Below are 23,259 nucleotides of genomic sequence, written 5' to 3' on the forward strand. Positions count from 1 at the left end.
GTCAATCAAGAAACAACTCTCAAACGTAGCTTGCGACAAAAAAGAAAACGGGCTGCGATGAATAATGACTATATGATGCAAATTCTCAAGTGCTTTTGTCAAGCATGATTGAGATGCTCTTACCCTGGCTAAACAGACTGCATACTCATGACGACAGCCCGCTCCACGCCGTGGGTCGGGTAATTCCGAAAATGCTTCTACAATTGCTAGCGAACTCATAAATCATAAGTTAGGGTGAATCCGACTTCTCAACTCTAAACCTAAACCCTGCCTACTGTCTAGAACGAAATAGCCCTGGAATTTAACTCCTGATGAATTGGCGGATCTCGAACGCAGAGAAATGTTTATTTATGACCGACAAGGAGCTATAATTAAAGCTGTTGAAGAAGGCCGACAAGAAGGCCGACAAGAAGAAAAGCTGGCGATCGCACGGCAGTTACTCGATCGCCTAGATGACGCAACAATAGCTCAAATAACCGGACTTAGCGTTCAGAATGTGCAGAATTTGCGATCGGAAGTTTAATGCGTCGAAAATCAGACATGACATTGTTCGCGTCCAATCTCTCAGTCCGCCTCCGCGGACTTCGTTTGTATAGGATCGGTTTCAACCGCCGACTAATCTATCCTAATCTATGCCAAAAACAGCTTATAAGCCGGGTTTTGACTCTCATCCCCATACTGATAGCCCAGCGTATCCAAAAAAGCCTGCCATTCCTGCGTCTCATCCGGCGGCACCTGAATTCCTACCACAATTCGCCCGTAATCAGCCCCATTATTTCGATAGTGAAAAACGCTGATGTTCCAGTTAGGACTCATCGAACCCACAAACTTCATCAACGCACCCGGACGTTCGGGAAATTCAAAGCGGTAAAACAGTTCATGTTTTGCCAGCAAAGAACGCCCGCCCACCATGTGACGCAAGTGCAATTTGGTTAACTCATCATCAGTTAAATCCAAAGTTTTGAAACCGCAATCTTCAAAACTTGCAGCTATTTTAACCGCATCAGCGCGGTCTTGAATTTGCACGCCAATAAAAATATGTGCTGCTTTTTCATCCGCAATTCTATAGCTAAATTCAGTCAAATTGCGCTTCCCCAAACATTCGCAAAACCTGCGGAGACTTCCCGGCTTTTCGGGAATTGTCACCGCAAAAATTGCTTCCCGGCGTTCGCCAAATTCTGCCCTCTCTGCTACAAAACGCAGGCGATCGAAATTCATGTTCGCGCCGCAAGCAACAGCAATCAACGTTTTTCGTGCAATTTGTTCGCGTTCAACGTAGGCTTTCGCACCTGCGATCGCCAAAGCACCGGCCGGTTCTAAGATCGATCGCGTATCCTCAAAAACATCCTTAATCGCCGCACAAATATCATCCGTACCCACCAAAATAATCTCATCCACATACTCCTGACACAGCCGAAAAGTTTCCTCGCCAACTTCCCGCACCGCCACGCCGTCAGCAAATAAACCCACCTGCGACAAACGCACCCGTTTACCAGCTTTTAGCGATTGATTCATCGCATCGGAATCGACAGGTTCAACACCAATAATCTTAATTTCCGGCCGCAACCGCTTGATATAAGCCGCAATTCCCGAAATCAATCCACCGCCGCCAATTGCTACAAAAATCGCGTGAATCGGTTTTTGATGTTGCCGCAGAATTTCCATGCCGATCGTACCCTGTCCAGCAATCACATGGGGATCATCAAAAGGGTGAACAAAAGTCATGCCTGTTTCCGCCTCTAATTGGCGCGCAAAGGCGTAAGCATCATCGTAAGTATCCCCATGCAAAACCACCTCTCCACCACGGGCTATCACCGCATTTATCTTCACCTGGGGCGTCGTTACAGGCATCACGATGATGGCGCGAGTTCCCAGGTGGCGGGCGGCGAGGGCGACTCCTTGGGCGTGATTTCCGGCGGAAGCTGCGATCGCCCCTTTTGCTAATAACTCCGGCGAAAGTTGCGCCATTTTGTTGTACGCGCCCCGCAGTTTGAAGGAAAATACAGACTGCATATCCTCTCGCTTCAGCAGCAGTTGATTGTTGAGCCGCGCTGATAGATTGGGGGCTACTTCTAGGGGAGATTCTTGGGCTACATCGTAGACGCGGGCGGTGAGGATTTGTACTAGGTAATCGCAAAGCATGGGCTGAGAGGTGAGTAGATGCGGGATGGTGGAATAATTGTACGGTATTTGTGTTAGTATTTTGCGGGGAATGGCGATCGGGCTTCGCAGTTAACGAAAGATTCAGTCAACTTGGTTTGATTTGGTTGCATAAATAGTCAATCCTATTCTGGCATCGCGATCGAACTTTAATCCCACTTCTGTTTCCGAAGTTATTTCTACGCGATTGTGGACAATATCGTTAAGCTGAATGCTCTCAATTTTAGCAGAATAGCAGTACGACAATTCCTTATTAACTAAAACAAGAAAAACACTTTCTCCCACAGTTAATGTAACTTCCTTAACTTTCGCTACACCTGCTTGTGGCTTTTTCAACCACTCAGTAATGTTTCCGATCTCCCTTACCAGCCCTCGATCGATCTGGCGTAAAATTATATTGTAGGTGACTAAATCAGCAAGTGACTTACATAAAGCCTCAACAAAATCACCTAAGTCCAACAGTTCTTGAGTTCCCAAAATCTGATTTGTAGAGCCGTGTGCTGCTTTATTTCGATAGTCAACCAGTTGTTTGAGTTCTCCTTCAGCCGTGTTTTGACTGCCGCGAACTTCCTCTACAAAATATTTAATTTCTTTGTGGTTAATTACCCATTTCCACGCCTCATCAATCCCAGCATTTTTCAAAACTGTTTCTAGCACTTCCTTCCGTAAATTTTGCTCGTGCAATAAGAAAGCATCAGGAAGTAGTTCGTATTTTCCAGTGTCAGTAATTCCACAGGATAATCCTTGCACTACTTTCTCAACTGAAAGGTGTTGAAACCTATTCTTTTTGATGTCAATCAATAAACGCCCTATACCCTCTCGATGGGTATTTTGGATTTTTTCACCCAAGTCTGAATAACGTGGAACCAAATCGGGCATCCGTCGCAGCCAATCCGAAATTAAATCCTCAACGAAGCGCTCGTAAATAGCATACAATCGGGTTACAACAGCAGAGCGATCGTAAATTCGCCATTCTTCTTTGCTAGAGATTACTTCTATTAATGCGGCAAATTCAGGATTTTCTTTCAACTGTTTGATATCTGAACTATTTTGAAATACGATTTTTCTAAGTCGATCGTTAATCTTTATCATCGAACGGACAGTGGAAATTTTAAGACAGACTGTCTTGAGAAGCTCCTCAAACATCGCAAGTTACTCTCCGATAACTTGCGAAAGCATTTCGTCAAATATCCCGATTCGCTCCTGAATCTCTGCCTTGGTTTTTCCACCTCCTGTGAGAAGACGAGATTCAGGTTTTTTAAAGATGTTCTTTGTCTCTTCAATAATTCGATCTTTTAGAGCAATTAATCTTTTTTCATATTGCAAGTACCTACTTAAACCCACCATCATTGCATCATAATATGCTTTATAAGTCTTGTTTGACCAAGTTTGAGTTTTCTGGTCAAATGGTTTGAATAAATGCTCTCCGTAAATTAGGTGAGCTATTGTGATAGTTTTGAGAAAAATAGATTCCAAATAATTGATATCTTCCTCATCAAAATTTAAACTTCTCATCATGTACAAATCTAAAAAGCCTTCCATTCCCCGTTGGTAATTATCAACATTTCTGAGAGCAAAAAAACGCAGAACTAACTCAGCATCTTCCATTTTTTTATAAAGGGTATTTTTCTCCAATTCGGGGCTGTTATCCTGTGTCGGAATTCCCCAAGCTTCTGCAAACATGGGATGGCGCGATAATTTTAGCAACAGTTCATTGAACTTTCCATAATACAAACAGTTTCGCACTTCCTGTTGACTTAAATCTACGCCTCCAGTGTTAAGGCGCTCGAACGTTTTTTGTTTTAAGAATAGAGCCTCTTCAGGATCGGAGGTTGATTCTGCAATAATTACTGTAGATGATATAGAACGACGGTCGATACCTGCTCTAATTTTTTGAGGAAGTTGATTGTAGGTACGTCCATTTAATTCAGGCCAAAGTTCCAGCCCTGTTAATGAAAGCTTGTTTTCATAAAAATCCTGAATCGCAGTAATTCTTTGTTGACCATCCATAACCTCATATGAATAGTATTCTTTTTCGTATAAAATTATTGATGGAACTGGAATATTGACGAGAAATGATTCGATTAGTTTGGATTGCATTTTGGTAGTCCAACGCGCCCTTCTTTGGTAAAATGGTCGCACTTCCATATAACCAGGCTGCTTTAGAGCCTGGACAAAACTCGGAAGCTTTTCACGGTTGATTTCAGTAAGAATTCTATTCTCTCTTAACTCGTATTTATGGTTAATTTCACTATCGGATATTTTAGTGCGAGTTTTTGTTGGCGAACTCTCCCACATTTTTTCTTCAAATGGTGCGATGATCTGCATTTGCCGTAGTCTCCCTAAGCACAAATTCTTAATAATTATAGCATTTTCAGGATTAGCCGATCGACTCAAATCTAGCAAAAAGTGCGTGAATCGAAGCTATCCCGAGCGTGAATCGCCAATTATTTTAGATACCCGACTTCTTGAAGAAGTCGGGTATCTAGATCCACAAAACCCGCCGTTTCCAACTCTGCACATATCTAATCTGGACGAGCAAACCCGGTTCGAGGGTCGCTAATAAACAACCCTAAAACCAACGAATCCATCACCGTATCCCAGACAGGAGTCAAACGTTCAGCATCATCAACCCAGTAATCAAAAGTAATCAAACACTGAACATTAGAACCCAATCCGATACAAATTCGCGAATAAGCTTCCCGCTGTTCTGGAGGGTCAATAAACTTAAACTCAGTCCAAACAACCCGAGCAGTTTGCCGCTTCAATTGGATAATTTCCCCAGGAGCGATCGGATTTCTGGTATCATCTTCAACCACCTTCTGTAATAGTGGCACCAGCGGAAACTCGGCCCAGTTACCGTCCGGCAGCAAATTAAACGAAACTTCCAAACAACAATCATCATCCGGCGGCTTTTTATCCGTAAACCGGAACGACTTCGTATCCGGTTCAAAATGCCAATCTTGCGGAACATCAAAGCGGACTGCACCTCTTCCTGCTACAAAGATGCGAGTTCCCGGCTTTGACTTCCAATTGTGGTCTTCTTTGAGCTCTAGAGTTTCCTTGAGCCATTCTTGCTTTTTGCGCTTAGACATAAACAGAACACCAAATTACTGCTAATGTGTAGTTTTAGACTTGGCAAACACATTTTAACCCTATTTTGCTCGCCCTTTGCTCAAATATAACAATCCTTACAAAAATTATGAATTCCTCTCTTCTCTACTCCTCTGTGTTCTCTGCGCCTCTGCGGTAAAAAAGAATTTGTTTCACAATTTACTAACTTTTAGTTTTGACTCTTGGGAATCACATATCTAATCCCGCCTTTCTTCCCCGCCGCATCGCCCCTGTAACGCGGAATAACATGAATCGCGGCGTGACTGCGGCTTTGACCCGCATCTTTATTAATATTGATACCCACATTAAAACCGTCAGGCTGAAACTCTTTATTTAAAATTTCTTGCACCTTATTCGCCATAAACCAGCAAGCTGATTGCTCTCGAAAAGGCAGTTCAAAATAATTAGCAATATGGCGCTTCGGGATAATTAAAACATGACCTTTGCTGGCAGGATAACCGTCAAACATCGCATAAGCTGTTGCTGATTCAGTTAGTAAGGTTAGATTTTTGTATGGATTGCAGAATATGCAGTGATTAGTTGAATTTCTTTGATGGTTGTAATGCACGTATTCATATATTTCGCAATACTCATCAGAGTGAGTTGACTTAAACGGAAGTTTGACAATGCACTGATAGGTAGGTTTTTTGTGCACATAATGTTCTCGAAAGCCTTCTTTTTTGAGATCCCTTCTCACTGCGAAATAAGCTTTGCCTCCCGGTTTCAACAGGTGCGAGACTTCCATCAGCACATTAGCTTGTTCTTCGGGAAATAACACATTCAAAACATAAAAGCAAAGGATAGTGTCGAATTTCTGCTTGGGGAAATCCGGGAAATAATAAGAGTCGTAACCCGCAATATCAAAGCCTTTTTGCTGCAACAATTTAACATCGCTGCCGAAGCCGCACCCAAAATCCAAGACTTGACCTTGCAGCAAGTTTTTATCCAATAAAAATCTTGCCGGGAATGACAGGTAAATTCTTTCAATTGCAGTCAGGTGGCTGAATTTATTTTGTTGTTTTTTCATGGTGATATCAATCTTATTTAAATCGTTATCATTCCTGGACAAAACTCGCACAATTAGTAGGGTGCGTCAGTTGAGAAAACCATGACTTTTAGTGCTAAACTCAAGACTGACGCACCCTACAAGCTGGTTAGAATATGATAGTTTGGTAGGTTGTCGCTATCTTTTAGTTTTTGCGTAAAGGTTTTGTTAAAATTCCGAGAATTGTGTCAACTTCCTTAATATAATAATCGCTCAAATCAATAAAAGCTGTTTGATTTACCAATTTGAGAAACTTCCAAGCATTTCCCGTGGTAACGCAGCCGTAAATCGCCTCGATTTCATCATTTTGCTGTTGGTTAAATAGCTGAGCTCCTAACATTTCAGCGATGCACTGTCCGAGTCCACTTTTAATGTTTTCATTTTTGGCTTCTACTAAGGTGACAACTGGTGTTCGGATTTCGTACAAATCGCTGGATGCGGTGAGGATCTAATCGCAGTACCCGTTAAGTCCACTTTCTGGATCGGCATTAAATTCGATACCGGAAAAAAACCCCATTTGGAAGTTTAAAATGCGCCGCACTTCTAATAATACGGGAGCAATAATTAACTCGGATCAAGCTTTTTCAGTATTGATAGCATTGGCTAGAGGGATATATTCTGCTAGGGTTGTTTTGAGATAGTCGCTAGGTGCAATTGATTCTACATCTGCAAACAAAACTGTTTTTTCATTAACGGTGAGGTTGAAAGCCGATCGCACTTTGGAAATCGTAGTAAAATCGCTGTATGCCATTTGTGAAATCCTTCTTTATTCTATCGTATCATTATTGCAGTTTGGCGATCGCCCCTTTATCCACCAAAACCTTACCAGTCACCAAATCCCGCACCGTCGCCAACAAAACCCGCCTCTGGTTCACCTCAAAACTCACCGAAACCCGATCAATTCCCAACACCCCAGGCGGATCCAAATGCGCCACACAAACCTCCTGATGGTGGCTTTCCAGAGAGCGAAAATCGCTATGTTTGTTGAGCAAACTGCTAGTCATCTGCCCTTGTTCATTAAAAATAACCTCCGCTTTCGACACCTCCGCAACTTCCCCAATATCTAACCGAATTTCCCTTTGTCCTTCAATTGCCACTTGCAGCGTCAACTCTTCAGAACTTTGACAAGGGTACTTCATTTCTTTACAAAAAATCGGCAAATAACTATAAACTTTAGCATAAGGTTCCCAGAGACGAATTGCATAGCTGTGACGCAAATAATCGTCAACAGTCACTAACTCTGTCAGCGCTAAAGCACCGTGTGCCACAGCTTCAAAAGGCAGATCAGTTTTAACTTTTTTTCGTCCAAAATAGGAGACAACTAAATTAGATACAGCCGGAATCAAAGAAGTTCCTCCTACCAGCAAAACCTGTTCGATATCGGCTTTACATATACCTTTTGCTTGAGCAATATTCAGTAGTTCATCTAAAGCTTCCCGCAACTGTTCTAACAACTGCCGGGATTCCAGAATTTCTTCAAGCTTATCTTGGTTTAGCACCAAGTCGTAAGACATAAAATTTTCATCGTCAAACCAACTTTCCTTTGCTTCATTAACTTGAGAAAGTTGAATTTTTAACTTTTCCGCTATTTCTAACAAATTTTGCCAGCCCACCCCGCCAACTTCTGCCCGCGACGAACCAATTTGCCGCAAATAATCTTCCACAATCCAGATATCAATATCTTCGCCGCCGACACAAGCATCGGATTTTGCCAATACTTCCGCCCGAATTAAATTTGGACTTTGAGATTGGCTATTTTTGACTGAAGAAGCAGGCGCAGTGCGAACTAAACTTAAGTCTAAAGTCCCGCCGCCACAATCGACTACCAAAACTAGAGAGCCGGGACGTTTAACTGCATATCCGAGAGCGGCGGCTGTGGATTCATCGATTAGCTTAACTTCCGCAACTCCGAGAAATTTTGCTAAGTCCCCAAACCAATCCAGATATCGCTCAAATGCTCCGACTGGCAATGTAAAAATTACTTTGTCTGGTTGTATATTTTGCTGAGATAATTGTTTCCAAATAGTTTTGATAAACTGTTCTGCTACTGATTCTGATGTGTAGGTTTCGCCGTCGATATTGCGTGCTGGTGGCTGAAAGTCGGCGGCTAAGTCGCGTTTAAAAGCTTTAAAAAAGCGATCGGGCTGGGCTTGTCCCAAACGCTGATAGCGCACTTTTTCTCCCAATATTAACTCACCCGGACTTTTGACAAATACCAAACTCGGTACAACAGGTATTTCTCTAATATTTTCGCTCCCATTATTTGTTTTAAAAATGCGGGATATCTCACCAAATCTCAAAGTTTCTGGTGTTTGCGTATCCGGGTTGAGAATACAGACAACCGTGTTGCTGGTGCCGAAGTCAATGGCAACTGTAGTCATGTCGATTTTAGATTTTAGATTTTAGATTTTAGATTTAATTTTTCCTGCCACCCGGGTGGTGCAGCTAACTTTATAGGACTTACGCATCTACTTTATTTGCAGGCTGCAGCAAGCACCTTACTTAATTTGTTATGCTGCCGGGGAGGGTGCGGCTAACTTTAGCAGGAACCAAAATTCGCTCTCCATCCCGATAGCCGACAAACCGAATATAAACTAATTCTCCTTCTGTTATATCCTCAACATCCGGCTGGTGGAACTGCGGATTGTAAGTCACTTGTTCCCAAGCTGAACCGATTGTTTGAAAATCCCAACTAGACAAGAGATTTTCTAAGGGAGTAAACAACGCTGAGAGATTTTTTGCGGGCATATCCGGCTTGGTTTCTGCCATTTTGCGGGCGGCGGGATAGTTCGTTAACAAAGTTTGCAACTGTTCAAAAGTAGTACGCCGAAAATCGGCTGTTAGTTGAGTTTTTTGCTGCTGCAATTCTTCGCGCAGCCGGAAACACTGCTGTCTTAATTCTTCAATTTCGGTGGGATTACTTGTGATTGTAGCCGACATTGGCAGCGCGCTAAGAGTTCGATCGAATTCTTGGAAATTCAAATTCAGCACTGTTGCCAGCCGCCTCAGTTGGTCTAGCGTGAGTTTTCCCATGTCTCCCTGCCGCACTAAGCGCACCCCGAACCGAGTTAAGCCGGCTTTCTCGCCTAAGTCTTGCCAATCGATAATCTCTAACTTATTCATGCGTTCCCGCAGAATTGTATCGTACTTAAACTCGATCGCATCTCCTGCTGCCGATGCAGCATAAAGGTAAACTAAAATTAGAAAAATCCCCCCGACAGCCAGCGCGAAACTGAAGGCAGGCACTGTTGATGTATCAACTGTTACGCCGACAAAATAGAACATTGTTAATTTTTCTAAACTTGTTTTAAAGTCTGCGTTTGTTCGGCGGTCAAATTTTCTTCGCCTTGATAGTATTCTGGCAGCAAGTGTTGAGATTCTACTTTTCCCAGGGCTTTTTCAATTCCGGCGGTGGTTTCAGTACAGCTTGCACCCGTGGCGTTGAGAACGGTTTCGGTAATTTTGCCGTCTTTGCCGATGCGGTATTCTATTTGGCGGTACTCTGCCATAGTTCTCTTGGTTTAATACTTGAGTTTTGACTGTTGAGTTATATTATAGATGCTGTTTACCAATTATTCAAATGAATTTTTGTAGTGACAATGCAACCGGGGTTTCGCCGGAAATTATGGCAGCGATTGGTGCGGCTAATTGCGGGGCTGTAATGTCTTACGGAGATGATGAATATACGCAGCGCTTGCAAGTTAAATTTTCCGATTTGTTCGAGACATCAGTGACAGTTTTTCCCGTAGCAACCGGTTCCGCTGCTAATGCTTTAGCCCTGGCGGTTATGACCCCTCCTTACGGAGCTGTTTACTGTCACGCAGAGTCTCATATTAATCTAGATGAATGCGGCGCACCGGAGTTTTTTACCGGCGGTGCAAAGTTGGTGACAGTAACAGGAGCTCGTAGTAAAATAGAAGCAGATACTTTAGCAAAAATTATCGATCGCGCTGGTGCAGGTGTCGTCCACCACGTACAGCCCGCAGCCGTCAGTATCACTCAAGCAACAGAAGCCGGAACCCTCTACCATCCAGCAGAAATTGCCCGCATTTCCGAGGTTGTTCGCGCTCACAATTTGCACCTGCACATGGATGGAGCTCGCTTTGCCAATGCTGTCGTCAGTTTGGGCTGTTCCCCTGCGGATATTACTTGGCGCGCAGGTGTGGATATCCTCTCATTTGGAGCGACAAAAAACGGGGCGATGGCTGCAGAAGCTGTGGTATTTTTCAATCAAGAATTAGCAAAAAATTTCCCTTTTTACCGCAAGCGCAGCGGGCATCTGTTCTCTAAAATGCGGTTTTTGTCGTCACAGTTAGAAGCGTACATTACCGATGATTTGTGGCTAAAAAATGCGGCAAATGCTAATAATATGGCAGCTCAGATAGCCGCAGGTTTGGCGGGAGTTGAGAAAGTAAAATTTTGCCATGCAGTAGAAGCTAACGAGATTTTTATACAGCTTCCCGAATCAGTAATTACATCTGTTTTAGCGGAGGGTTTTATGTTTTATCGGTGGGATGAATGTACTGTTAGACTGGTAACAGCGTTTAATACTAGAGAACAAGATGTTATTGATTTAGTGGCAGCTATTAAACGCCATAAGTGATTATTTTGCAATTGCGGGTTTTACGAATAATATTTTACGAGTAACAACAATCTCTATCGAGCCGCCCCAAAACCGATCGTCCACATCCAGATTAAATTTGGGTCTAATACGGAAAATCTAGATTTAAATTTTTCGTTTGGTGGGAGTGGGTCTGAGAGACTGTTGGTTATTTAAAATTATTGTTTGTGAAACCGCTTCCTACAATTTAATGGATTCAGGAATCGGTTCTGCAACTGCGGCTAGTTCTGGTTCAACTGCTTCGAGGTGCTCTTCTAAAAGCGCCAGATTTCTCATGTTTGATTTATAAAAAGCATCGAAGATATCTCCGACTAAAGGTACTGAACCGATAACTGCTTCCAGACCGATATTGTAAATCATTTTCCCTAGAGTTTTTTGGGGAAGGTTGAATCTAGTGGCTAAGTAAATTAGGTAGGCGGAAAAGGCGGTATCTACGATATCTCCAGCACCGGGAACTAAACCAATAATTGGGTCTAAACCAATGCGAAATTTAGTTCCGGGGATACCAATGGCGGTATCCATCAGGCGGCTGAGTTTGCGGATGCGGTTGAGGGTGGCGAGACGCTCTATGTTGTTCATATTATTATTGTTGAATTAGTTGCAAAATTTGCAATCAGTCGGAAGACGGAAAAAAAATATTGGCTTAATCAAAACATACCAAATTAGGCGGATTCATCCCAGAGGTAGGGTGTGTCAGCTACCATTATTTTTGCTCTTTACCAACAATATCAAAGCTGACGCACGGCTGCAACAAACGGTGCGTCAGAACTATACTTTTTGTGCTTTTCGGTCGTCTCAAACCTGACGCACCCTACCACAATGCTACCGATCATGTTTAATGCTCGTTAATATGCTGAATTCCCCATTCGTGCATAGTATCAATAATCGGTTTGAGGCTTACGCCCAAAGGCGTAAGCGAATATTCAACTTTCGGCGGAACTTGCAGGTAAATTTCCCGGTGCACAATCCTGTCTGATTCCATTTCCCGCAATTGCTGTGTCAACATTTTTTGTGTAATGCCGTTCACAGCTCGTTGCAGCTCGTTAAAACGCTTCACTCCTTGAAATAGCTCCCGCAGAATCAAGACTTTCCAGCGCCCGCCAATCACTTCTAGAGTTCTCTCTACAGGGCAATTTGCTCTTTCAATACTTCCTGCTTTGACTTGCATGGTATCTTTTTGGTAAGTACCGCACTTTTTAGTGCGTACTTCCCATAATACCTTGACTCGGTTTAAAGTAGAACTATCTCAGAAACACCCGATCGATTCAACTGAGGATGCAAAAAATGATTACAGTCAGAAAAAGTGAAGCTAGAGGACACGCTAATCGCGGTTGGTTGGACAGTTACCACACATTTTCGTTTGCCGATTATTACGATCGCAACCAGATGAATTTTCGGTCTTTGCGGGTAATTAATGAGGATGTCGTTAGCCCCGGCAAAGGTTTCGGCACTCACGGACACAGCGACATGGAAATCATTACTTATGTATTAGAAGGAGCATTAGAACACAAAGATTCTTTGGGTACTGGTGCAACGATTAAACCCGGTGAAGTGCAGCGGATGAGTGCTGGCACGGGCATTCAGCACAGCGAATTTAATCACTCGCAAACAGATTCGGTGCATTTGCTGCAAATTTGGCTGTTACCGGATACAAATGGATTGACTCCGAGTTACGAACAGCGCGAGTTTCTCGTGGAAGAAAGGCGAGGAAAATTGCGGTTAGTGGCGGCGCGCGATGCCAGAGATGGTGCGGTGAAAGTGCATCAAGATGTCGATTTGTATGCGGCTGTTTTGGATAAAAACTCGCTGGTTTCTCATGTTTTGCAGCCAAATCGTCATGCTTGGGTGCAAGTTGCTCGCGGCTCGGTTTTGCTCAACGGTTTGACTCTAGAAAATGGGGACGGTGCGGCGGTTAGCGGTGAGTCTGAGTTGGTGATTGAAGCTACGGCAGATGCTGAATTTTTGCTGTTTGATTTAGCATAAAATTGAATGGGAAATCCCCGACTTCCCTAAGAAGTCTGGGATTTGAGTCGCTGACATCTGACAGCTAAGAATTGATTTCAAGAATTAACGGAAATATTCTTTTTAGGTCGCCCGCCTTTTTTGCCATTTTGCCTTGCTGCTGCTGATTTAGAGGTTGAAGTTGCCTTTCCTCCCTTCCTACCTAATTCAGCCATCCAAGATTTTGTGCCAAAAATACCTGCGATAAGTTCGGGAATGCCAAAATCAACACCTAAACTTTCCCAGTGCACGCTGCTACCGGAAGGCGGTAGCCAAACATCAGCCAACTGTTCTGGTGAAGCATCTTCTAAGCCTTGTGCAAGCCTTGGAGGAAAAGAAAAAATAGCAGCGTTTTTCAGTTTGATAACTATTAAATCTTCCGATTGATTATACTGCACGGATTCGGCACGCGGTTCTGTCGCCTCAGCGGTTTTCCATGCTTGCTTGGCTTGGGCAATTTGCTCTCGGAGATTTTCTTCTGTTAACTCTTTGTCCCAGTTTCTAAATACCATGTATTCCTCTTTTGTCACTTGCGACATTAAATATTCTCAAACTTTTGTCCCGTATGGATTCTGTCTTTCCGGTAACGAAAGACAGAATCCCTCATAAATTTAAGGTGGAAATAATGATTTTACAGTAGCTTCAGCTTGGTAAACTAATTTTATTTTTTCGGCAGTCATTGATGTATTTCTTGCTATTTACTTAACAACATTTCTTGATTATCGGCTACCAATCTAAGAGCGTTCACTAAATCTTTATCCTTTATTCTATCCTGTGCGTAAACTAAGCTAGGAGCTTGTTTTTCAGTGCCAATATTAATTTTGATTTCCATCTGGTTCTGATCATTTTTTCTACCTTTGAAGATGTGGAGGTGAGCTGGAATATGGTCGTTAGTATAAATATACATAAATAGATTGTTCTGGCGGTCTTCAAGAACTTTCGGCATGAGACGCTGTTCTCCAACATCAGGGTTTGCAGGACTTATGCACAGCCTGCCTTTAGTAGGGGCAATCGCCCCCGTTGTTGCCCCTATTTTTTGGATTGTGGCATAAGCCATAATTGCACAATAACCCAAGCGTTGGGTTTTGTCAAGTGACGCATTCTACTAATACTTCTGCGTAGGGTGCGTCAGCGCGAAGCTCACAATGTGGTGAAAAATTATCAATCCTACTAGCGCACTTTTTGCTGTTGCGTGGGATTGTGTTGAGTGGACTGTAAAGGACATGATACTTAGTATGGGTTACTACTTAGGAAATAAGCAAATAGGAGGAAGACAATAAATTTTATTTGTGGTATTTGTGGTGATGGTAAGTGCTTAGGATAAATTTTTATGGAACAACAGCCGATCGCCCGCAAGCATCTTGTTTGGAGCCTGATCACCGGTCTAGCAGTCGGCGCGATCGCAGGCGCACCCCTCGGCTGGATGGCTAATGGGTATTATTCCGAGCAGCGTTTGGCTCAAATTCTAATTTGCCGAGAAAAGAATAGAGATCAGCCAATTGCTATTGTTGAGGCTAGGTGCGGTTCCCGATTCTAAATTTTTCTGCTAGCCAGAGGGCTGTGTCGAATATTGTGAGGCTTGTGCGAATGTCAAAAGTTCGATCGATCGCGCAGGCATTTTGGCGAAGTCAACCGTCAATATGCCACAAACCGGAAAAGTGATCCGTCAGTTGAAATGTGGGTATGTTAAGTTGACACAATTATGAATTACAGCAGAACTATTCCGGCTATTTTGAGTGCTGTGATCGCCCTGAGTTCGATCGCCCTGAGCCCACTGACATCACCTCAAATCGCCCTAGCATTAACCGCCGACAAAGTTAAAACCGTTGCCAAAGAAATTACCGTCCGCATCCAGGGGCCAAAAGGCGGTTCTGGAGTAATTTTAGAGAAACGAGGCAGCACCTATTATATCCTCACAAACTGGCACGTAGTCGATAAAGCAGGCGATTACGAGGTTGTAACTCCCGACGGTCAAGCTCACTCTGTATACTACAGCCTCGTGCGGCGAGTGCCGGGGATGGATTTAGCCGTCGTACCCTTCAGCAGCACTCAAAGCTACCCCCTGGCTCAACTAGCCAATTCCTCAGCCACCAAGGGAAACAAGGCTTATGTGGCCGGCTGGCCGACATCCGGCGGTTCCCTGAGACAGCCGATTTTCATCGCCACCGAAGGTCAACTGACTGGCCGCCAGACTCCTTGGAACGGTTATACTTTGGTATACGATAACTTAGTGAGAGCGGGTATGAGCGGCGGGCCGGTGCTCGACTCTGCGGGACGAGTTGTGGCAATTAACGGCATTGTCAGGTTAGAAGACAATTCCGATAAAATCGTGGCTGCGGGGATAGAAATTAATACTTTCATGAAATGGCGATCGACTGTTTCGCTGCCAGCAGTTCCCGCCTCTCCTACTGCCGGAAACCAGAAAAATCCTGTTAATAATTCGCCCCGAAATCCTGCAAGTACGAGATCCTTTACCGCCACAAATACCCTCAAAGGAAATTCAGAAGTTATCAGTTCCCTTGCTCTAGCTTCAGCTTATTTTGCCACAGGAAATAGCGACGGCACGATCTCTGTTTGGAATTTCCCCAGCGGGGAATTAAAAACTACCCTGCAAGGACACGCGGAAGCCGTAAATGCAGTAGCAATGAGCGCTGACGGAAAAGTGTTAGCTAGCGGCAGCGATGACAAAACAGTCAAAATTTGGAATTTAGAAACTGGCGCTGTTCTACGCACTTTGAGCGGACATTCCGGTGCTGTTTCGAGCGTTGCCTTCAGTCCAGACGGCTTGTTTGTAGCGAGCGGCAGTTGGGACAAAAAAATTAAGATTTGGAACGCGAAAACAGGAGAATTGCTGCGGACTTTGACCGGGCATTCTGCGTTGGTGAATGCTGTTGCGATCGCTCCTGATAGCAAAACCTTAGCTAGCGGCAGCAAAGACGGTTCAATTAGGTTTTGGAATTTAGCAACAGGTCAAGCAATTCGCACTATTAACGGCAAAAACTTGTCTGTTTTGTCCCTAGCTTTTACTCCCGACGGCAAGAGTTTGGCTGCGGGAAATAGCAACGGTACAATCGGTTTGTGGAATGCCGGAAACGGGCAGTTGATTCGGCGTTTAAGCGGGCATACCGACGGAGTTTGGTCTGTGGCAATCAGTCGAGATGGGAGTATGCTGGTTAGCGGGAGTTGGGATAAGAGCGTCAGACTTTGGGATGTGCGATCGGGCGATTTGAGAGGTAGTTTGAGCGGGCATTCTGGCTATGTTAGTGCTGTGGCGATTAGCGGGGATGGCAAGACTATTGTCAGTGCTGGTTGGTTGGGGGAAATTAAGATTTGGAAACGGGGAAGTTGAGAGTGCGATCGAATGTGCTTCTCTTAAATAAGAGCTTCATTGAATAACGAAAATAGGTATCCGCTCAATAAATCGGGGTAACAGCAAAAAAGAAGGTTCACAATCTAGGCACAGCATGGTAGAATATGATTTATGACGCAAGAATCATCTCCTCAAAAATTAGTAGAAACCTTACTGCAAAGCATTGAGCCATCTGACATTGCAGACGAATCATTGCGTCGTACTGTGTCCATATTGCTGAACCTCATAGAACAATTACAAGCAGAAACCAAAGAATTACGGTCAGAAAAATCAAAGATTAAAAGACGAAAATAATCTGCCCAAAGGAGAACAGGGCAAACCAGAGGTTAAAGCTAATGGGCCGAAAAAGTCAAAAGAAAACTACTCATCCGAGAAAGAGCGAAAAACACCAAAAAAACATATTAAAAGTAGTAAAAATGCTCTGGTCAAAGTTGACATAGAAAAAATCCTCGAGTATCCCCAGGCAGAACTACCATTCGATTCAGAATTCAAGGGTTATGAAGAGGTAATAGTTCAAGACATTTTACTGAAAACAGATAACGTGTTATTCCGGAAACAGAAGTATTACTCACCTTCAGAAAAGAAAACATACATTTCACCGTTACCATCCGGCTATGATGGGGAGTTTGGTCCCGGAGTAAAAGCCTTAGTTATGAGCCTGTACTATGGAGGTAACATGACTCAAGGAAAGCTGTTAGATTTTTTAAGCAATATTGGGATTTCAATGTCAGCCGGTTATTTATCAAATCAGAAGAGTAAATAATTCATCAAAGAACGAAGTGTATGTATCCGGATTAGCAAGTAGCCCTTGGCAACACTTAGACCAAACAAGTGCGCGTGTTAAAAAAGTAAATTACACGACAAATATAATTTGCAATCCATTATATACAGTTTATTCTACAACTTTAAGAAAAGACCGATTAAGCGTACTTGGAGTATTACAGAACAACCAAGGACTTCAGTTTATTCTATCTCCACTTACCTACGAGTTATTAGATAAGTTCAATGTACCCCGGAAGTGGAGCCATCAAATTCAAGGATTACTAAGAGAAATTCCGTTGAACGGTGATGAATTTAACTTTTTGCTGAATCAGCATCTGGGTTGCTTAGGCTCTCAACATCGTACCAGAATTTTTGAGGCAGCAGCGATTGCTTTTTATCATCAGCAATCCCAGATTCCGGTAATAAAAACTCTGGTCACTGATGATGCACCCCAGTTTAAATTACTCACCGATGATTTATCTTTATGTTGGGTGCACGAAGCAAGACATTATAAAAAGTTAAGTTTATTTGTTACTTGTCATCAAAAAAGTTTAGATAAATTTCTTGATGATTTTTGGGATTACTACCGAGAATTGCTCGCTTACAGAAACTCTCCATCTGGGCTAGAGAAGCTCAGGCTAAAATCCAAATTTTGGGAACTTTTCGGCAGTCCAAGTGGTTATGAACAATTAGATGAACGAAAAAAATTAACTTCTTGTAAAATATCTGAGTTGCTTTTAGTTTTGGAGCATCCGGAATTACCATTACATAATAACCCGGCCGAATTAGCTGCTAGAACAATCGTGCAGCGACGAAATATTAGTTATGCAACCCAAACTTGTGAAGGAACTAAGGCGATGGATATTTTCATGTCTCTGGTTGCGACTACCCGCAAATTAGGAATTAGCTTTTTTGAATATATGCACGATCGTATTTCTCACCTGGGAAATATTCCATCTTTGGGGATGATTATTCGTCAACAATCTTCGGTTTATTCTTTGGGTGTGTCCTGGGATTATTGAACAAATTCAAAAAAATATAAAGGCTCTGAATTATTGGCCCTTGATTCCTGTAGTAAGTGTCGTATAAACCCACGGTTAATTGTGACTTTAGTGGCTAAAAAAGACTATGACATTCTTGATTTTATGATTAATAATATGTCAGATTCTACCATGCTGTGCCTAGATTGTGAACCTTCTTTTTTTACTGTTACCCCGATTTATTGAGCGGATACGTGTTTGAGTAGAGACAAAAGCGCTACAGGTGGAAAAAGCGTTCTCAATAAACAACAATAAAGCCGAGTCCGCAGTGCTAAAACCCCTCGTTATTGACAAGATGCGTTTACCCTGTAATTCTTGCCATTCTCTATCTTCCTGGTAATGTTGCAACATTACCTCAGCTTGTTTTGCCAGAATATTTCGCCTCTCTTCTAGCGACAATTGCATAAATTCTCGGCGACTGGGATAGTCGGCTATTGTTGGTATTTCTAAAGCTATATCCGTCGGCTGCGTTTGAATCTGACCCTCGGCATTCAATGCTTCTATTCGATAGCATTCTGCTTCTTCCGCTGCAATGTCAGCATCAATTTCCTCTCGGTTAGCATGGTAATAAGTCAAAGCTGCATAGACTTGGGTGAGAGTTAAATGCCCGATGCGATCGCTAATTTCCTCTGCATTCAAACCTTGCTTGTACCAAATAGCAATGCGCCGGACTGTAACACCCGTCCCGGCAATAATTGGACAGCCACCGTGTATGTCAGGATTGCGGCTAATTAAAGTGCCAATATCGGTGATAGTTGACAAGATTTTTTTTTCCGCCAATTTCCGATCGCTCTCTTATCTAGGATAACACTGTCACAGCAAGTGCGATCGCCCTTCCTTAAGCTAAGTGCGATCGCCCTTCCTTATCCCATCCCCATTAACTCTCTTTCGTATGCGATCGCCCTTCTTTGATTTTACTCGAAAACCAGCCGCACTTGATGGTGTCACGCACTCAATACCAATCCGCGATTGTAAGTCCTGAAACTCTGGAAAACTCCTTGACATTGTGAGTAACAAGAGTTGCTTGAAAAGCTAAGGCTGTCCCTGCAATCAAAACATCGATCTGCCCTCATTGAGTGCCTTGTTGCTCCAATTGAGCGCGGATTGTGGCAGCAGCAACAGCAGAATCGCGATCGAAAGGAACAAGATTAACTCGGCTCAAGAGTTGCTGGAGTTGTTGCCTGCGTTTTGCAGGCGAGGTTGATTTAGCAATACCAACTTGCAATTCAAACAGGACGAGCGTGGAAATACCAATTTCTTGAGGAGGTACATTGGCAAGATTCTGGGCAACTTTTCCTTGTTCTTTGAAGTAGTAGATTAATGTATTTGTATCCAAAATGTACATCTAAAAGCTCTCCCGAAAAATGTCTTCCCCCTCCCTGGTACGAATCTCTTCCAGAGTAGGAAAGTCATCTGCCCACGCTCCAGCGAGGTAATAAACTAATTCCTGCCAAGAAGTTAAAGAATCTACTGTATCGGTGGATTGGTTTGCACTCAGGTACTTAGCACGAATAAACTCAGCGAAATTGAGAATTTCGCTAGCTTGGTTTTGGGGAAGGGTTTTGACAATTTCGTAGATTTGTTCAATAACAGTCATAATCAGATTATAGATAAAGTGCAGTCGATCTTTATTATAGTAATTATAGTTGATTTTCCAAATTGATCGCCCTTTCCATGCTCATGCTCTTGATTGGGCGGCAGGAATAACTTCAATTAGTCCCGTATGAAAAGCTGTATCGTAGGTAATAACTGGTAAACTTTCGAGTTCAGCTTGTGCCATAATCATCCGGTCAAACGGATCGCGGTGGGGAATAGGCAGGCTGCCAGCGCGAAGGGCATGGGCTGAAGTTATAGCTAGTTCGATAAATTGCGATCGGTGGAGGATTTGCGAATATTCCCCGACAATCTGTTTGGCTTCGGGAAGTTTACCGATGCGATATTTGGTGGCTATTTCCCAGGCTGAAACAGTGCTGACAATGATATTAAAATCCGGGTTGCGAATGATGTCGCGGCATTGGGCATTGAGTTTGGGGTCGTCAAAGAGCCACCACAACAGGATATGGGTATCAATGAGATAGCTTATTCCCATTGTTCGAGTTCCTCGAATGGTAGGGGTTCAAAAAAAGCATCACCGAGTTTTCCTGTCAGTAAACCAGGCGTGCGAGGCTGTGGCTGTTCTCGTCCTAATCCGAGGCGAAAGTAGTGAATCAAGTCATAGATTTCTGCAAGTTTGTCTTCGGGAATGTCTTGTAGTTCTTGAACGATCTTCTCAATTAGCATAAATCAAACACTCCGATAGTTGATGGTTAATCGATCGAGCTACTGCTGCCAAATAGCAATGCGCCGGACTGTAACACCCGTTCCGGCAATAATTGGACAGCCACCATGTATGTCAGGCTGACGGCTAATTAAAGTTCCTATATCGGTGATAGTTGACAAGATTTTTTCCTCCCTATTCCGATCGCTCTTTCATCTAGCATAGCACTGTCAGAGCAAGGGCGTTAGCGAAGCGATCCGAAGGAAAGCCCGCCCCTACGGGGGCTGCGCCAACGAAGAGGATCGCCTCCTAATTGTCTGGAAAATAACGCTCCAAAAACTCCCTAGCCGTAACAATAGGAATCCCCTCATATTCCTGCAACACTAACAAATCTAGATCGCCCGTCACAATCACATCAGCATCAGCAGCGATCGCAGTTCCTAAAATCATATTGTCATTAGTATCTCTTAACTCAGGCAAGTTGACAGTAGAAATCGGGTAAACTTGCACTAGCTCTCGTGTTCCGCTCATTAAGCCATTAACGGTAAAACCCAAAGATTGTAATTTCGCCTGGAGTTTTTGTTTGTTCAAGGTATTCGCTAATTCTGCTAGTATTGCTTCTGAAGCACAAATTATGAGTTGATGAGTTCTCGCTAACCTGAATAAACGAGCTGGGATACCTCCCCACAACCATCCTGACACAAAGATATTAGTATCCACTACAATTTTCATTTTTGCGACTCTATTTCAGAACGTTTCTCGTGACGCACTTCCCGCACAAGTTCGCAAATTTCTTCCATTGTTAACTCATCAGGATCGGGACTCGCTGCTTCTACTCGCCGTTCCCATTCCTCCCAGTCGAAACCTGCCACCTTCTGAAAGACAATATTATCTGCGGTGACAGTCACTGTATATCTATCCCCAGGTTTCAGTTGAGCTTCAATCTCAGGGGGAATTTCTAACTTACCGTCGGGGTTGACAGTCACAGTAATATTTGATTTCAGAATGTACTCTCGCAGGTGTTCAACAACTCTATCTTGCAGAGTTTCCGGCAGAGATTCCATCATTTTGACTAAAGTTGCGATCGCACTTGATGACATAGCTTTATCCTCTATATTTAATTTACAGCAAATCCCGTATACTGCCGAATATTGGGAGAACGAAATCCCAAAACAATCTGTTCTTTGGGGATTCCCCCCGCTACTAACTCATTCGCAATTCCCTGTTCAGTTCCATCTCTTTGAATCCAAATTTTTCCATCAATAATATCAACATGAACTAAACATCCGTGAACTCTGATATCGTTTTCACGTCCCAATATCATTAGCAAATAACGGTCTGAATCGCTATCAAAAACCGTTTGAATCTGAATATCTCCATAAGCATAAGGTGTTTGAGCATATTCAGTCAAAATACTTTTGATAATGCGACGATAATTTTCTAATGTTCCCATTGTACTATCTCCTCATTTTTTTCGGCAAAAACGATTAAACATACTTGATAATCGGCTCTAATAATTTGACCAAGCGGTTCAGACAATAATTCGCTAAAAACTGACTGTGTAATAGCTAGATAGAGCTTTCGATCTGGTTCAGTTCTAGCGATAACCGAACGGTAAACTAAGTATTGACCCAGCGCATTCTCCAGGTCATTCATGTCTGATGCGCCCACAAAACTTTTGACTTCTACAGCTATCTTCTGTCCAGCCTTCTCAGCACTTAAAATCCGCTCTGCGCCCAAATCGACGTACATATCTTTAATTCCCCATTTTAATCTCAAGGGATCGTGGGTAATTCTCCATCCGTCTTTGATGAGGGCATTTTTGACAACATTGTGATACAGGTCTTTGGCTGGCATATTGGAAGAAGTCAATTTTTAATCAATACGATTATATCCTAAAATTTCCGATGATTATCCAGACTTGATAATTCCGATCGCCTCCTAATTCTCTGGAAAATAACGCTCTAAAAACTCCCTAGCCGTAACAATAGGAATCCCTCATATTCCTGCAACACTAACAAATCCAGATCGCCCGTAACAATTACATCAGCATCAGCAGCGATCGCAGTTCCTAAAATCATATTGTCATTAGCATCTCGTAACTCAGGCACGTCGATCGTGGAAATCGGATAAATCTCCACTAACTCTCGTGTTCTGCTCATTAAATCATTGATATTGACTCTCAAAGCTTGAAGTTTAGAAATAAATTTATCTTGAGTCAATGTACTTTGCAGTTCATCGAGCAACTCTTCAGAAGCACACACAGTAATTAGATGAACTTCTGCTAATTTTAATACTCGATCTGGTCTACCTCCCCACAACCACCCTGAGATAAAAATATTAGTATCTAGTACAACTTTCATTGTTGCGACTCTCTTTCTAAACGTTTCTCGCGACGTACTTCCCGCACAAGTTCACAAATTTCCTCCATTGTCATTGGATTAGGATCTGGTGGTAAAGACTCTCTACGCTGCCGCAGTTCCTCCCAGTCGAAACCTGCTACCTTCTGAAAAACAATATTGTCTGCGGTGACAGTGACTGTATATCTATACCCAGGCTTCAATTGAGCTTCAATATCAGCGGGAATTTCTAACTTACCATCCGAGTTGACAGTCACAGTAATATTTGATTTCAAAATGTATTCTTGCAGGTGTTCAACCACTTTCTCTTGCAGAGTTTCCGGCAGAGATTCCATGATTTTGACCAAAGTGGCGATCTTCTTCGTTGGCGCAGCCCCCGTAGGGGCGGGCTTTCCTTCGGATCGCTTCGCTAACGCTAACGCCCTTGATGACATAGCTTTATCCTCCTAGTAAATCAAGTTTTTATCTGGCATAGTTGATGAGCTTATTCTCAATTTTAGACCGATCGCCCGCCCGGCCCCACCAATAC

The 23,259-nt window shown here is 43.1% G+C and carries 32 protein-coding genes and 1 pseudogene; 7 read left to right on the top strand and 26 right to left on the bottom strand.

From position 1 onward, the window contains the following. Positions 1–298 precede the first annotated feature (298 nt). A pseudogene (locus tag IQ270_RS17010) lies at positions 299–523 on the top strand (transposase); the annotation flags it as partial. Between the two features lie 107 nt (positions 524–630). On the opposite strand, the gene ilvA reads toward IQ270_RS17010, so the two are convergent. The 10 genes from ilvA to IQ270_RS17055 all read right to left on the bottom strand — a co-directional run bounded on the left by ilvA (position 631) and on the right by IQ270_RS17055 (position 9,828). Next, positions 631–2,142, bottom strand: coding sequence for a threonine ammonia-lyase, biosynthetic (ilvA, locus tag IQ270_RS17015; protein WP_193974346.1), 1,512 nt, complete (start codon positions 2,140–2,142; stop codon positions 631–633). 102 nt (positions 2,143–2,244) lie between these two features. Further along, complete coding sequence (locus tag IQ270_RS17020) at positions 2,245–3,306, bottom strand: MAE_28990/MAE_18760 family HEPN-like nuclease (protein WP_193974347.1); 1,062 nt, start codon at positions 3,304–3,306, stop codon at positions 2,245–2,247. Between the two features lie 6 nt (positions 3,307–3,312). Then, positions 3,313–4,488, bottom strand: a complete 1,176-nt coding sequence (locus tag IQ270_RS17025) for a DUF262 domain-containing protein (RefSeq protein WP_193974348.1) — start codon at positions 4,486–4,488, stop codon at positions 3,313–3,315. 197 nt (positions 4,489–4,685) lie between these two features. Then, on the bottom strand, positions 4,686–5,255 hold the full coding sequence (locus IQ270_RS17030) for a hypothetical protein (protein WP_193974349.1): 570 nt from the start codon (positions 5,253–5,255) through the stop codon (positions 4,686–4,688). 188 nt (positions 5,256–5,443) lie between these two features. Next, complete coding sequence (locus IQ270_RS17035) at positions 5,444–6,301, bottom strand: bifunctional class I SAM-dependent methyltransferase/HIT family protein (protein ID WP_193974350.1); 858 nt, start codon at positions 6,299–6,301, stop codon at positions 5,444–5,446. Between the two features lie 163 nt (positions 6,302–6,464). Then, the gene (locus tag IQ270_RS32340; protein WP_339384197.1) at positions 6,465–6,746 is read right to left on the bottom strand and encodes a hypothetical protein; all 282 of its coding nucleotides are present in this window, start codon (positions 6,744–6,746) and stop codon (positions 6,465–6,467) included. 147 nt (positions 6,747–6,893) lie between these two features. Continuing rightward, the gene (locus IQ270_RS32345; RefSeq protein WP_339384198.1) at positions 6,894–7,070 is read right to left on the bottom strand and encodes a hypothetical protein; all 177 of its coding nucleotides are present in this window, start codon (positions 7,068–7,070) and stop codon (positions 6,894–6,896) included. A gap of 31 nt (positions 7,071–7,101) precedes the next feature. Further along, positions 7,102–8,700 carry an Hsp70 family protein gene (locus IQ270_RS17045; protein ID WP_193974351.1) on the bottom strand — a complete coding sequence of 533 codons (1,599 nt, stop codon included), beginning with the start codon at positions 8,698–8,700 and terminating at the stop codon, positions 7,102–7,104. Between the two features lie 121 nt (positions 8,701–8,821). After that, complete coding sequence (locus tag IQ270_RS17050) at positions 8,822–9,604, bottom strand: nucleotide exchange factor GrpE (protein ID WP_193974352.1); 783 nt, start codon at positions 9,602–9,604, stop codon at positions 8,822–8,824. Positions 9,605–9,615: 11 nt separating this feature from the next. Continuing rightward, entirely contained in the window at positions 9,616–9,828 is a 213-nt protein-coding gene (locus tag IQ270_RS17055) for a DUF2997 domain-containing protein (protein WP_193974353.1), read from the bottom strand. Between the two features lie 71 nt (positions 9,829–9,899). Between IQ270_RS17055 and IQ270_RS17060 the strand changes: the two genes are divergently transcribed. Continuing rightward, positions 9,900–10,922, top strand: coding sequence for a low specificity L-threonine aldolase (locus IQ270_RS17060; protein ID WP_193974354.1), 1,023 nt, complete (start codon positions 9,900–9,902; stop codon positions 10,920–10,922). 198 nt (positions 10,923–11,120) lie between these two features. Here the strand turns inward: IQ270_RS17060 and IQ270_RS17065 are convergent, their stop codons facing one another. Further along, positions 11,121–11,519, bottom strand: a complete 399-nt coding sequence (locus IQ270_RS17065) for a DUF4112 domain-containing protein (protein WP_193974355.1) — start codon at positions 11,517–11,519, stop codon at positions 11,121–11,123. A gap of 256 nt (positions 11,520–11,775) precedes the next feature. Further along, entirely contained in the window at positions 11,776–12,108 is a 333-nt protein-coding gene (locus IQ270_RS17070) for a helix-turn-helix domain-containing protein (RefSeq protein ID WP_193974356.1), read from the bottom strand. A gap of 116 nt (positions 12,109–12,224) precedes the next feature. Between IQ270_RS17070 and IQ270_RS17075 the strand changes: the two genes are divergently transcribed. Then, entirely contained in the window at positions 12,225–12,923 is a 699-nt protein-coding gene (locus tag IQ270_RS17075; protein WP_193974357.1) for a pirin family protein, read from the top strand. Positions 12,924–13,000: 77 nt separating this feature from the next. Here the strand turns inward: IQ270_RS17075 and IQ270_RS17080 are convergent, their stop codons facing one another. After that, on the bottom strand, positions 13,001–13,480 hold the full coding sequence (locus tag IQ270_RS17080) for a DUF2442 domain-containing protein (protein WP_228056442.1): 480 nt from the start codon (positions 13,478–13,480) through the stop codon (positions 13,001–13,003). 155 nt (positions 13,481–13,635) lie between these two features. Beyond that, on the bottom strand, positions 13,636–13,998 hold the full coding sequence (locus IQ270_RS17085) for a DUF4160 domain-containing protein (protein WP_228056443.1): 363 nt from the start codon (positions 13,996–13,998) through the stop codon (positions 13,636–13,638). Positions 13,999–14,271: 273 nt separating this feature from the next. Between IQ270_RS17085 and IQ270_RS17090 the strand changes: the two genes are divergently transcribed. The 4 genes from IQ270_RS17090 to IQ270_RS17105 all read left to right on the top strand — a co-directional run bounded on the left by IQ270_RS17090 (position 14,272) and on the right by IQ270_RS17105 (position 18,095). Beyond that, positions 14,272–14,478, top strand: a complete 207-nt coding sequence (locus IQ270_RS17090) for a hypothetical protein (protein ID WP_193974358.1) — start codon at positions 14,272–14,274, stop codon at positions 14,476–14,478. A 165-nt stretch (positions 14,479–14,643) separates the two neighbouring features. After that, positions 14,644–16,290 carry a trypsin-like peptidase domain-containing protein gene (locus IQ270_RS17095; protein WP_193974359.1) on the top strand — a complete coding sequence of 549 codons (1,647 nt, stop codon included), beginning with the start codon at positions 14,644–14,646 and terminating at the stop codon, positions 16,288–16,290. Positions 16,291–16,422: 132 nt separating this feature from the next. After that, a complete protein-coding gene (locus IQ270_RS17100) occupies positions 16,423–16,605 on the top strand; it encodes a hypothetical protein (protein ID WP_193974360.1) in 183 nt (60 codons plus the stop codon). A gap of 485 nt (positions 16,606–17,090) precedes the next feature. Continuing rightward, positions 17,091–18,095: a hypothetical protein gene (locus tag IQ270_RS17105; protein ID WP_228056444.1), complete on the top strand. Its 1,005-nt coding sequence runs from the start codon at positions 17,091–17,093 to the stop codon at positions 18,093–18,095. Between the two features lie 159 nt (positions 18,096–18,254). Here IQ270_RS17105 and IQ270_RS31155 read toward each other — a convergent pair whose 3' ends face one another. The 12 genes from IQ270_RS31155 to IQ270_RS17165 form a co-directional block, all read right to left on the bottom strand. Then, the gene (locus IQ270_RS31155; RefSeq protein ID WP_228056445.1) at positions 18,255–18,875 is read right to left on the bottom strand and encodes a DUF433 domain-containing protein; all 621 of its coding nucleotides are present in this window, start codon (positions 18,873–18,875) and stop codon (positions 18,255–18,257) included. A gap of 307 nt (positions 18,876–19,182) precedes the next feature. After that, positions 19,183–19,458 carry a PIN domain-containing protein gene (locus IQ270_RS17115; protein WP_228056446.1) on the bottom strand — a complete coding sequence of 92 codons (276 nt, stop codon included), beginning with the start codon at positions 19,456–19,458 and terminating at the stop codon, positions 19,183–19,185. After that, the gene (locus tag IQ270_RS17120; RefSeq protein ID WP_193974361.1) at positions 19,459–19,710 is read right to left on the bottom strand and encodes a DUF2281 domain-containing protein; all 252 of its coding nucleotides are present in this window, start codon (positions 19,708–19,710) and stop codon (positions 19,459–19,461) included. Positions 19,711–19,791: 81 nt separating this feature from the next. Then, positions 19,792–20,202: a type II toxin-antitoxin system VapC family toxin gene (locus tag IQ270_RS17125; RefSeq protein WP_193974362.1), complete on the bottom strand. Its 411-nt coding sequence runs from the start codon at positions 20,200–20,202 to the stop codon at positions 19,792–19,794. After that, a complete protein-coding gene (locus IQ270_RS17130) occupies positions 20,193–20,393 on the bottom strand; it encodes a hypothetical protein (protein ID WP_106148181.1) in 201 nt (66 codons plus the stop codon). Before IQ270_RS17130 ends, IQ270_RS17125 begins: the two co-directional genes overlap by 10 nt. 39 nt (positions 20,394–20,432) lie before the next feature. Beyond that, a complete protein-coding gene (locus IQ270_RS17135; RefSeq protein WP_193974363.1) occupies positions 20,433–20,552 on the bottom strand; it encodes a DUF433 domain-containing protein in 120 nt (39 codons plus the stop codon). Positions 20,553–20,679: 127 nt separating this feature from the next. Next, positions 20,680–21,102, bottom strand: coding sequence for a putative toxin-antitoxin system toxin component, PIN family (locus tag IQ270_RS17140; RefSeq protein WP_193974364.1), 423 nt, complete (start codon positions 21,100–21,102; stop codon positions 20,680–20,682). Then, positions 21,099–21,470, bottom strand: a complete 372-nt coding sequence (locus IQ270_RS17145; protein ID WP_193974372.1) for a hypothetical protein — start codon at positions 21,468–21,470, stop codon at positions 21,099–21,101. The genes IQ270_RS17140 and IQ270_RS17145 overlap by 4 nt, the downstream gene beginning before the upstream one ends. Positions 21,471–21,487: 17 nt before the next feature. Continuing rightward, positions 21,488–21,823, bottom strand: a complete 336-nt coding sequence (locus IQ270_RS17150; RefSeq protein WP_193974365.1) for a XisI protein — start codon at positions 21,821–21,823, stop codon at positions 21,488–21,490. Next, complete coding sequence (locus IQ270_RS17155; RefSeq protein ID WP_339384199.1) at positions 21,811–22,242, bottom strand: element excision factor XisH family protein; 432 nt, start codon at positions 22,240–22,242, stop codon at positions 21,811–21,813. The genes IQ270_RS17150 and IQ270_RS17155 overlap by 13 nt, the downstream gene beginning before the upstream one ends. A 92-nt stretch (positions 22,243–22,334) precedes the next feature. Further along, the gene (locus tag IQ270_RS17160) at positions 22,335–22,733 is read right to left on the bottom strand and encodes a putative toxin-antitoxin system toxin component, PIN family (protein WP_193974366.1); all 399 of its coding nucleotides are present in this window, start codon (positions 22,731–22,733) and stop codon (positions 22,335–22,337) included. Continuing rightward, positions 22,730–23,164: a hypothetical protein gene (locus tag IQ270_RS17165; RefSeq protein WP_228056447.1), complete on the bottom strand. Its 435-nt coding sequence runs from the start codon at positions 23,162–23,164 to the stop codon at positions 22,730–22,732. The genes IQ270_RS17160 and IQ270_RS17165 overlap by 4 nt, the downstream gene beginning before the upstream one ends. Positions 23,165–23,259 lie beyond the last annotated feature (95 nt).

Source organism: Microcoleus sp. LEGE 07076 (assembly GCF_015207455.1).
GTDB lineage: Bacteria > Cyanobacteriota > Cyanobacteriia > Cyanobacteriales > Microcoleaceae > Microcoleus.

Bases quoted from the DNA above. Each gene is read 5' to 3' on its own strand.
- IQ270_RS17055 (WP_193974353.1), bottom strand. From the start codon at position 9,828: ATGGCAGAGTACCGCCAAATAGAATACCGCATCGGCAAAGACGGCAAA.
- IQ270_RS17095 (WP_193974359.1), top strand. From the start codon at position 14,644: ATGAATTACAGCAGAACTATTCCGGCTATTTTGAGTGCTGTGATCGCC.
- IQ270_RS17165 (WP_228056447.1), bottom strand. From the start codon at position 23,164: ATGTCATCAAGGGCGTTAGCGTTAGCGAAGCGATCCGAAGGAAAGCCC.
- IQ270_RS17020 (WP_193974347.1), bottom strand. From the start codon at position 3,306: ATGTTTGAGGAGCTTCTCAAGACAGTCTGTCTTAAAATTTCCACTGTC.
- IQ270_RS17150 (WP_193974365.1), bottom strand. From the start codon at position 21,823: ATGGGAACATTAGAAAATTATCGTCGCATTATCAAAAGTATTTTGACT.
- IQ270_RS17090 (WP_193974358.1), top strand. From the start codon at position 14,272: ATGGAACAACAGCCGATCGCCCGCAAGCATCTTGTTTGGAGCCTGATC.
- IQ270_RS17025 (WP_193974348.1), bottom strand. From the start codon at position 4,488: ATGCAGATCATCGCACCATTTGAAGAAAAAATGTGGGAGAGTTCGCCA.
- IQ270_RS17120 (WP_193974361.1), bottom strand. From the start codon at position 19,710: ATGACTGTTATTGAACAAATCTACGAAATTGTCAAAACCCTTCCCCAA.
- IQ270_RS17125 (WP_193974362.1), bottom strand. From the start codon at position 20,202: ATGGGAATAAGCTATCTCATTGATACCCATATCCTGTTGTGGTGGCTC.
- IQ270_RS17065 (WP_193974355.1), bottom strand. From the start codon at position 11,519: ATGAACAACATAGAGCGTCTCGCCACCCTCAACCGCATCCGCAAACTC.
- IQ270_RS17070 (WP_193974356.1), bottom strand. From the start codon at position 12,108: ATGCAAGTCAAAGCAGGAAGTATTGAAAGAGCAAATTGCCCTGTAGAG.
- IQ270_RS17080 (WP_228056442.1), bottom strand. From the start codon at position 13,480: ATGTCGCAAGTGACAAAAGAGGAATACATGGTATTTAGAAACTGGGAC.
- IQ270_RS17045 (WP_193974351.1), bottom strand. From the start codon at position 8,700: ATGACTACAGTTGCCATTGACTTCGGCACCAGCAACACGGTTGTCTGT.
- IQ270_RS17100 (WP_193974360.1), top strand. From the start codon at position 16,423: ATGACGCAAGAATCATCTCCTCAAAAATTAGTAGAAACCTTACTGCAA.
- IQ270_RS17035 (WP_193974350.1), bottom strand. From the start codon at position 6,301: ATGAAAAAACAACAAAATAAATTCAGCCACCTGACTGCAATTGAAAGA.
- IQ270_RS17145 (WP_193974372.1), bottom strand. From the start codon at position 21,470: ATGTCATCAAGTGCGATCGCAACTTTAGTCAAAATGATGGAATCTCTG.
- ilvA (WP_193974346.1), bottom strand. From the start codon at position 2,142: ATGCTTTGCGATTACCTAGTACAAATCCTCACCGCCCGCGTCTACGAT.
- IQ270_RS32345 (WP_339384198.1), bottom strand. From the start codon at position 7,070: ATGGCATACAGCGATTTTACTACGATTTCCAAAGTGCGATCGGCTTTC.
- IQ270_RS17115 (WP_228056446.1), bottom strand. From the start codon at position 19,458: ATGTACATTTTGGATACAAATACATTAATCTACTACTTCAAAGAACAA.
- IQ270_RS17140 (WP_193974364.1), bottom strand. From the start codon at position 21,102: ATGAAAATTGTAGTGGATACTAATATCTTTGTGTCAGGATGGTTGTGG.
- IQ270_RS17130 (WP_106148181.1), bottom strand. From the start codon at position 20,393: ATGCTAATTGAGAAGATCGTTCAAGAACTACAAGACATTCCCGAAGAC.
- IQ270_RS17050 (WP_193974352.1), bottom strand. From the start codon at position 9,604: ATGTTCTATTTTGTCGGCGTAACAGTTGATACATCAACAGTGCCTGCC.
- IQ270_RS17085 (WP_228056443.1), bottom strand. From the start codon at position 13,998: ATGGCTTATGCCACAATCCAAAAAATAGGGGCAACAACGGGGGCGATT.
- IQ270_RS17075 (WP_193974357.1), top strand. From the start codon at position 12,225: ATGATTACAGTCAGAAAAAGTGAAGCTAGAGGACACGCTAATCGCGGT.
- IQ270_RS17030 (WP_193974349.1), bottom strand. From the start codon at position 5,255: ATGTCTAAGCGCAAAAAGCAAGAATGGCTCAAGGAAACTCTAGAGCTC.
- IQ270_RS17060 (WP_193974354.1), top strand. From the start codon at position 9,900: ATGAATTTTTGTAGTGACAATGCAACCGGGGTTTCGCCGGAAATTATG.
- IQ270_RS17160 (WP_193974366.1), bottom strand. From the start codon at position 22,733: ATGAAAGTTGTACTAGATACTAATATTTTTATCTCAGGGTGGTTGTGG.